Annotated in this window: 7 protein-coding genes; 4 read left to right on the top strand and 3 right to left on the bottom strand. The window is 67.8% G+C overall.

Features of this window, described 5'->3' with window-relative positions:
- The 4 genes from VLA96_07595 to VLA96_07610 form a co-directional block, all read left to right on the top strand.
- Nucleotides 1-1,000: hypothetical protein (locus VLA96_07595; protein ID HSE49051.1), on the top strand; the 1,000-nt coding region annotated here is incomplete at its 5' end.
- 10 nt (nucleotides 1,001-1,010) lie between these two features.
- Nucleotides 1,011-2,288, top strand: coding sequence for an MFS transporter (locus VLA96_07600; protein ID HSE49052.1), 1,278 nt, complete (start codon nucleotides 1,011-1,013; stop codon nucleotides 2,286-2,288).
- Nucleotides 2,278-3,723 (top strand): alginate export family protein, encoded by a 1,446-nt coding sequence (locus tag VLA96_07605; GenBank protein ID HSE49053.1) that lies wholly within the window; start codon nucleotides 2,278-2,280, stop codon nucleotides 3,721-3,723. The genes VLA96_07600 and VLA96_07605 overlap by 11 nt, the downstream gene beginning before the upstream one ends.
- A gap of 47 nt (nucleotides 3,724-3,770) precedes the next feature.
- A complete protein-coding gene (locus tag VLA96_07610; protein HSE49054.1) occupies nucleotides 3,771-4,079 on the top strand; it encodes a carboxymuconolactone decarboxylase family protein in 309 nt (102 codons plus the stop codon).
- Nucleotides 4,080-4,082: 3 nt separating this feature from the next.
- Here VLA96_07610 and VLA96_07615 read toward each other — a convergent pair whose 3' ends face one another.
- The 3 genes from VLA96_07615 to VLA96_07625 form a co-directional block, all read right to left on the bottom strand.
- Nucleotides 4,083-4,652, bottom strand: coding sequence for a hemerythrin domain-containing protein (locus VLA96_07615; protein HSE49055.1), 570 nt, complete (start codon nucleotides 4,650-4,652; stop codon nucleotides 4,083-4,085).
- A gap of 68 nt (nucleotides 4,653-4,720) precedes the next feature.
- Nucleotides 4,721-5,437, bottom strand: a complete 717-nt coding sequence (gene ric / locus VLA96_07620; protein ID HSE49056.1) for an iron-sulfur cluster repair di-iron protein — start codon at nucleotides 5,435-5,437, stop codon at nucleotides 4,721-4,723.
- Nucleotides 5,438-5,546: 109 nt separating this feature from the next.
- Nucleotides 5,547-5,747: helix-turn-helix domain-containing protein (locus VLA96_07625; GenBank protein ID HSE49057.1), on the bottom strand; the 201-nt coding region annotated here is incomplete at its 5' end.

Genomic DNA, 5,747 nt, shown 5'->3' on the forward strand with positions numbered 1-5,747 from the left:
GTCGCTGGCCGGAGCGGTGTTCGTCGCGCTGCACTACGTGATCGGCGCGGCGTGGAGTACCGCCGTCCGCCGCGTCGCCGAAGCCATGGCGCTCCTGCTGCCGCTGGGCGGCCTCGGTGTGCTCGTGGTCCTGTTCTTCCATCCGGAGGTCTATCCCTGGCTCCATAAGCACGACCTGCCGGCCTTCAAGCAAGCGTGGCTCGCGCTCGGCTTCTTCCGCGCGCGCGCTATCTTCTACCTGCTGGCCTGGACTTTCTTCATCTGGATGCTGGTGCTGGGCTCGCGCCGCCAGGACGAAGACGGCGACCTCGCGCATACGCGCCGCAACACCCGCTTCGCCACCGCCTTCCTGATCGTCTTCGGCGTCACGTTCTGGCTGGCAAGCTACGACTGGCTGATGTCGCTGGAGCCCGACTGGGCCAGCACGCTCTACGGCATGTACAACTTCGCCGGCATGTTCCTCGCCGGGCTGGCGGTACTGGCGCTGCTCGTCATCCATCTGCAGCAGAGGCGCCCGCTGGCCGACGCGCTGGCGCCCCACCACCTGCATGACCTGGGTAAGCTCGTCTTTGCCATCAGCACCTTCTGGATGTACCTGTGGTTCAGTCAGTACATGCTGATCTGGTACGCCAACATCCCGGAAGAGACCATCTACTTCGTGCGCCGCTGGCAGGGATTCTGGGGGCCGCTGTTCCTGCTCAACGTCGCGCTCAACTGGGTGGTGCCGTTCCTGGTGCTGCTGCCGCGGACGCACAAGCAGAAACCCGGCGTGCTGGGAAAGGTCTGCTGGGTGGTGCTCGCGGGGCGCTTCCTCGACCTCTGGCTGATGGTCGCGCCGCCATCCCAGCCCGGGCGCCCGCAGGTCGGTCTGCTCGAGGCCGGGCTGGCGCTGCTCACCGCCGGCGTCTTCGGGCTGAGTTTCTTCGCCGTGTTCCGCCGCGCGCCCGCGCTGCCCGTGCGCGATCCGCGACTGGCCGAGAGCCTGCATCCTCACGGTTAAGGAGTCATCAATGAGTCTTTCGTCGTTGCGCTCGCGTCCCGGACTGCAGCTTGGGCTCGCGACCGGAGCCTTCGCCGTCTGCTTCGCCGTGTTCGGCTCGGTCTCGGCGATGATGCCCATCGTCCGCAAGCAGCTCGGGCTCACGCCGGTGCAGGTGAGCATCGCGCTCGCCGTGCCGATCCTGCTCGGCAGCCTGGGACGGATCCCGCTCGGCATGCTGACCGACCGCTTCGGCGGGCGCCGCGTCTTTGCCTGGGTGATGGCTTTCTCCATCGTGCCCTCGCTGTTCATGGGTTCCGTGAGCACGTTCGGGCAGCTCGTGTTCTGCGGCTTCTTCATCGGCGTGGCGCTGGCGAGCTTCTCGGTCGGCGTCGGCTTCTCCAGCCGGTGGTATCCACCGGCACAGCAGGGAACAGCGCTCGGCGTCTACGGCGCCGGCAACATCGGGCAGTCGCTCGCCGCCTTCGGGTCGCCGTTGCTCGTCGCCGCGGTCGGCTACGCCTGGGGATTCCGCACGTTCGGCATCGCGCTGGCGGCCTGGTTGCTGCTGTGGCTCTTGCTTGCTCAGGACGCGCCTGTCGAAGTGGCGCCTAAGCCGCTCCGCGAAGTGTTCGCGCCGCTGGCGGAGAGGCGCAGCTGGGAGCTCAGCATCTACTACTTCCTCACCTTCGGCGGCTTCGTCGCTATGGGCGTGTACCTCCCCATCTTCCTCACCGAGATATTCAAGCTCTCGCCCAAGGACGCCGGTTTTCGCACCGCCGGCTTCATCGTGCTGGCGACCGCGATGCGGCCGCTGGGCGGCTGGCTCGCGGATCGCGTCGGCGGCAAGTACATCCTGACCTTCGTCTTTCCCGGCGTCGCGGTCGCCGCCGCGTGTCTCACCTTCCAGCACATGGTGCCGTTCACCATTGGAGCGCTCGGCATGGCCGCGCTCATCGGCCTCGGCAACGGCGCGGTTTTCAAGCTCGTGCCGGAGTTCTTTCCGAAGTCGGTCGGAGCCGTGACGGGACTCGTTGGCGCCGCAGGTGGGCTCGGCGGCTTCTTTCCGCCACTCGTGCTGGGCGCGATCCGGCAGGGCACGGGACAGTACACGCTCGGCTTCGTCTTCCTCGGAGTGTTCGCGCTCGCCACGTTCCTGCTGATCCGCCCCAAGGTGTTCGCGCTCTGCATCGTGCCGCCGGAGCCCGGCACGCGCGACCAACTGTGCGCGCAGGCGCGCTTCTGCATGCACGCAGAGAGCTGCCTGAAGCCCGAGTTGCGGACCAAAGCGGGCGTGCATGGCGCGTAGGGACCTTGCCGCAGCCGTTGTTCTGCTGCTGCTGAGCGCGCTTGCGAGCGCGCAGAGCAAGCCCGTGGAGCTCGGCGATGTTGTGGTCACCGGCAGCGTCCGCTTCCGCGTCGAGAGCTGGCAATGGTTCGAGACGCCGCTCGCCGATGGCAGCTACACCTTCGGCGCCAACCAGGTTCGGCTCGGCATCCAGCAGAAGCGTCGGAACTTCGACTGGATGCTCGAGCTCGAACAGCCCACGCTGTTCGGCTTGCCCGACGACGCCATCGCGCCGCCGCCGCAGGGCGCGCTCGGCCTGGGCGCGAACTACTTCGCGTCCAATGGCCGGGAAGCCGCGGGCATCTTCCTGAAACAAGGCTTCCTCCGGCTGCGCCTGCCGGGCACAGAGGGGAACAGCCTCCGCCTCGGCCGCTTCGAGTTCATCGAAGGGCTCGAGCCGGGCAGCAAGGACGCCACCATCGGCGTGCTCAAGCGCGACCGCATCGCGCATCGCCTGATCGGCAACTTCGGCTTCTCGCACGTCGGGCGCAGCTTCGACGGCGCGCAACTCGCCTGGAACCCGCGGAACGTGAACGTCACCTTGATGGCAGGGCGCGCCACGCGCGGCGTCTTCCAGGTCGATGGCATGGGCGAACTCGACGCCGACGTCCTCTACGGCGCGCTCACGCGCGGCACCACCTCCGCCGGCCCGGGCGAGTGGCGACTGTTTGCGGTGATGTATCACGACGGCCGGCGCACGACGAAGACCGACAACCGCCCGCTGCCGGCACGCGTCGCCGATGCCCACAACCTGCGCGTGACCACCGTGGGCGCCGACCTGCTGCACGTCTTTCCGACCAAGCGCGCCGGCTCCTTCGACGTCCTGCTCTGGGGCGCGCTCCAGGGCGGCTCGTGGGGCGTGCAGGAGCATCGCGGCTGGGCGGTCGCGCTCGAAGCCGGCTGGCAGCCGCCGCTCAAGCAGCTCAAGCCGTGGTTGCGCGCCGGGTGGAATCGCTCGAGCGGCGACGACGATCCCGCCGACGCCTCGCACCGCACCTTCTTCCAGGTGCTGCCCACGCCGCGCATCTACGCGCGCTTCCCGTTCTTCAACCTGATGAACACCGACGACCTGTTCGCCGAGCTCGTCCTGCGCCCGCACGCGCGGCTCACCGTCCGCAGCGACGTCCACTCGCTCCGCCTCGCGAGCAGCAAAGACCTCTGGTACCAGGGCGGCGGCGCGTACGACCAGTTCGTCTTCGGCTACGCCGGCCGGCCGAGCGGCGGCAACACCAGCCTCGCGACCCTCTTCGACGTCAGCGCGGACGTCACCGTCAGCAAGAACATCACGGTGACCGGCTACTTCGCCGACGCGGAAGGGAAGCAGGTCATCTCGCAGATCTATCCCGCAGACCGCAGCGCGCGCTTCGGCTACCTGGAATTCAACTACCGCTTCTGAAGCGCCGCTGGCTCGGCGTTGTAGATTATTGGGTCCGAGGAGGAGCCATGCCGAAGCCTGCACGTTCCGCCGAAGCCATCAAGCTGAGCCATCCCAAGGTGTGGAAGCGGTTCACCGAGCTCGCCGACGCCTGCCACGACGCCGGTCCGCTCAACGAGAAGACGCGCCGCCTGGTGAAGCTGGCCCTCGCGATCGCCGCCGGCACCGAAGGCGGCACGCACTCCGCCGTGCGCCACGCCCGCGAAGCCGGCATCACCCGGAAGGAGATGGAGCACGTCGTGATGCTGAGCATCACGACCATCGGCTTTCCCGCCGCGGGGCGGGCGCTCATGTGGGTCAACGATCGCGGGAAGTAGGCGCTACTTCGGCGGAGCAGGGCCAGTGACGAGGGGCGCCTGGCGCCGCCCCGCCATCTCGGCAGCGATGGCCGACTTCTCCGCCTTGGGCAGGACGAGCTGCGCCAGCGGGAACACCACCTCGTCCTCCAGCCGGATGTGCTGCGCATAGATGGCGCGCAGGCGCGCGACGGCGTCGCGGTACTCCGCCACCTCCGGCGCTCCCAGCTTTCCGGCCGCCAGGTACTTCCGCCCGAGCCGCTCGACCTGGGCGTGCAGCGGGTCGGCGGCCCGATGGTCCTCTTCCAGGTGCTGAAGCTGCGACATCGCCGCACGTACGCCGGGGTCGTGGAGCCGGCGCAGCCGCGGAAACAGCGACTCTTCCTCGTCGGCCGTGTGCTTGGGCGCGGCGTCGTGGAAGTACGCGAGCGCCGTTCCAAGCGCGCGCGCCACCTCTTCGGTGAGTGGCTGGTCCAGCGTCTTGCCGACCGCTTCCAGCACGCCGAGGAACGACTCGATGCGCCGGTGGCAGTCGGAGAGCAGCCCGGTGGGCTCGGAAAAGCTGTGCGTGGTGGCGCCGATCTGGACAGGCATCTGCTTGTTGTACGAGTCGCCGTGGCAGGCGAGCTGCCGGCGAGCTGCCGGCAGCCGCCGCTCGCGTGCTACCGCTGTTCCATCTCGATGGCCCGCGGGAACAAGATGTTGTTCTCCAGGTGGATGTGCGTGTGCAGGTCGGCTTCGAACGCCGCCAGCGCCTCGTACAGCACGCGATAGCTGGTGCAGCCATCGGCCGGCGGTGTGTAGTCGCCGCTCAACTCCCGGATGGCCTTCAGGTTCGCGCCCGCCGAATCGTGCTCCGTCATCATCATGCGCACCGGGTTCTGCACCGTGCCGAACATCGCGATCGGTTGCGGCCCGTTGCCCTGCGCCGCCTTCTCCATCTCCACGATGTACGGGAAGAGAATGTTCTCCTCCTTCATCATGTGCATGGTCATCTCGTTGCTTATGTCGGCGAAGGTGCGCGCGATCTGCGCCAGCTCCGGGTGGTTCTTGGCGTGCACGCCCTGCACCTTGGCGATCAGCGCCGTCAGCCGCGGCAGCTCCTGCCGCACGTAGCCGTGGTGCTTGCTCACGATGTGCTCCACCAGTTCGGCCTGGCCGGCACGCAGCCAGTCGCGATCGGCCGCGCTGCGGTTCGCCGCCGCCTGTTCCAGCAGTGCCGCTACTTCGGCGAACGACATCTTCGCCTTGCTGCACGCCTCTTCCAGCCCACGCTGCCCGCCGCAGCAGTAATCGATGCCGGCTTGCTCGAAGATGCGCGCCGCTTCCGGGTTCTCGGCGACCATCTGCCCTACTGTCTTTTCCGTGCTGATCGACATGGCGTCTCCTTGGTCCTCTTGGACTGAGTCCAAGGTACGGGGCGCAGGAGGCCCTGCCGATGACTTTTGTCACAGCTGCAAGTGCATGACACTGAAGGGGAAGGCAGGCCTACTCGCTCGATTCCAACTCCGCCTCGAGGCGCGCCAGGTCGGGAACGACGACGTTTCTGCCCTCGACCACCACGATCTCCTCCGCCTGCAGGCGGCTCAAGTTGCGCGAGACCAGTTCGCGGACCGTCCCGATCATCCCGGCGATGTCCTGGTGCGTGGCGGGCAGGGTGAACTCGACGCCGCGCGCGGTCTTGGTGCC

The sequence above is a fragment of the Terriglobales bacterium genome (assembly GCA_035457425.1).
Classification (GTDB): Bacteria; Acidobacteriota; Terriglobia; order Terriglobales; family Acidobacteriaceae; genus JACPNR01.

Bases quoted from the DNA above. Each gene is read 5' to 3' on its own strand.
- VLA96_07610 (HSE49054.1), top strand. From the start codon at position 3,771: ATGCCGAAGCCTGCACGTTCCGCCGAAGCCATCAAGCTGAGCCATCCC.
- ric (HSE49056.1), bottom strand. From the start codon at position 5,437: ATGTCGATCAGCACGGAAAAGACAGTAGGGCAGATGGTCGCCGAGAAC.
- VLA96_07600 (HSE49052.1), top strand. From the start codon at position 1,011: ATGAGTCTTTCGTCGTTGCGCTCGCGTCCCGGACTGCAGCTTGGGCTC.
- VLA96_07605 (HSE49053.1), top strand. From the start codon at position 2,278: ATGGCGCGTAGGGACCTTGCCGCAGCCGTTGTTCTGCTGCTGCTGAGC.
- VLA96_07615 (HSE49055.1), bottom strand. From the start codon at position 4,652: ATGCCTGTCCAGATCGGCGCCACCACGCACAGCTTTTCCGAGCCCACC.